The sequence below is a fragment of the Bergeyella anatis genome (assembly GCF_036016955.1).
In the GTDB taxonomy this organism is placed as follows: Bacteria; Bacteroidota; Bacteroidia; order Flavobacteriales; family Weeksellaceae; genus JAYWXI01.
This window is the reverse complement of the sequence record NZ_JAYWXI010000060.1, coordinates 1-1,454: the sequence shown is the minus strand read 5'-3', so window position 1 is coordinate 1,454 and position 1,454 is coordinate 1. Positions and strand designations below refer to the sequence as shown.

The window sequence follows — 1,454 nt, the reverse complement described above, 5'->3', positions numbered from 1 at the left end:
TGGTCTATTAGTCAATAAAATACGACAAAAACCTTACTCAATCGTTTTGTTTGATGAGATTGAAAAAGCCCACGCTTCGGTTTTCGATGTCTTTCTTCAAATAATGGACGAGGGTAAATTACACGATCGATTGGGCAAAGAGGGCGATTTTTCAAATGCGATTATTTTGTTTACCTCTAATATAGGCTCGGAGTTTATTGTGAAATCTTTTGAACAAGGCAATATCCCAACATCATCTGATTTGTTACAGAAAATGAGTCATTACTTCCGTCCTGAATTTTTAGGAAGATTAACGGAAACCATACCATTTGCTCCAATTACTAAAGAAAATGCGCTTAAAATATTTGAGATACATCTTAAAAAAGAGTTGTTGGATTTGGTTGAGAATTTAGGGATTTCGTTAAATATTAGTGATAAAGCAAAGGAACAATTGACTTTATTAGGCTATGATAGCACTTATGGAGCAAGACCTTTGAAAGGGGTTATTAGAAGTCGTTTGAGAAGACCTTTGGCAAGGAAAATCGTGTCGGGTATATTTTCCGAAGGAGATTGTATAGAAGTGGATTGGAATGAGGAGGATTTGGTTTGGAAAAAAGTATAAAATTTCACGATGAAAAATAAAGTAATTATAGTCGGTTTAGTTTCAACCTTATCTCTATTATTGGGAGCTTGTAATTCGACGAAGTTTCTCAAGGAGTTGCCATTTCATTACCCCAATGATGCCCTTTATCAATCCATCATAGAGCAAAGAAACAAAGTAGATGCTCAGTATGCCAAAGTAGATGAAAACTTGGAAAACTTATCAGACGAAGAATTATTTTTAAAAGAGAAATATTCCATAATTCTAAAAGTTTACCCTAAAGAAATTACGAATTATAAGTTATATGCTTATATAGATGATTGGTTAGGTACACCTTATCAAAAGAAAGCATTGGAGAAGCAAGTAGGGGTAGATGCTTCCTATTTCATTCAAGCCCTTTTCAGTGAAGTTTACGATACAACATTTCCTAAAACTGCCGATGGGATTTTTAGATCAAAATCCATTCAATTATTTACAGGACGAAATTTTTTAAAGGAAGGCGATATCTTATTTTTTAGATATGACAAATTTAACCCGATTTCCGATGTGGGACTCTATTTAGGGAATAATAGAATTTTAGCTTGTACCAACAAGGGGCTAAATATTTATGATTTTAATGATTCCTATTTTCAGTTAAGATATATAGCCGCAGGAAGGCTCAAAAAGAAGAAGTAAAATGGCAGCTCATTTACCACAATTGATAAAAGAACTCAATACCCTCCCCAACGACATTAAAGCAGAATCTGTGGTTGTGGATATGTTACGTAATGGCGTGATTTCAAATCAGCAGTACATTGTCAATCATCAGGGGCAGTTTTCAAGAGCTTATCGGTATGATATTTTAGAGGCAAACATTATTGATTATCATTATGAT

2 protein-coding genes and 1 pseudogene are annotated in these 1,454 nt (G+C 33.9%); all 3 read left to right on the top strand.

Features of this window, described 5'->3' with window-relative positions; genetic code table 11:
• Positions 1 to 601, top strand: a 601-nt coding sequence (locus tag VQ048_RS12155) for an AAA family ATPase (protein ID WP_327611922.1), incomplete at its 5' end; no start/stop codon positions are given.
• Positions 602 to 610: 9 nt separating this feature from the next.
• Positions 611 to 1,255, top strand: a complete 645-nt coding sequence (locus VQ048_RS12150) for a C40 family peptidase (RefSeq protein WP_327611921.1) — start codon at positions 611 to 613, stop codon at positions 1,253 to 1,255.
• A gap of 1 nt (position 1,256) precedes the next feature.
• Positions 1,257 to 1,454 (top strand): annotated as a pseudogene (locus VQ048_RS12145) (type VI secretion system baseplate subunit TssG); the annotation flags it as partial.

Excerpts from the sequence above, each read along its gene's own strand:
- VQ048_RS12150 (WP_327611921.1), top strand. The coding sequence starts at position 611 with ATGAAAAATAAAGTAATTATAGTCGGTTTAGTTTCAACCTTATCTCTA.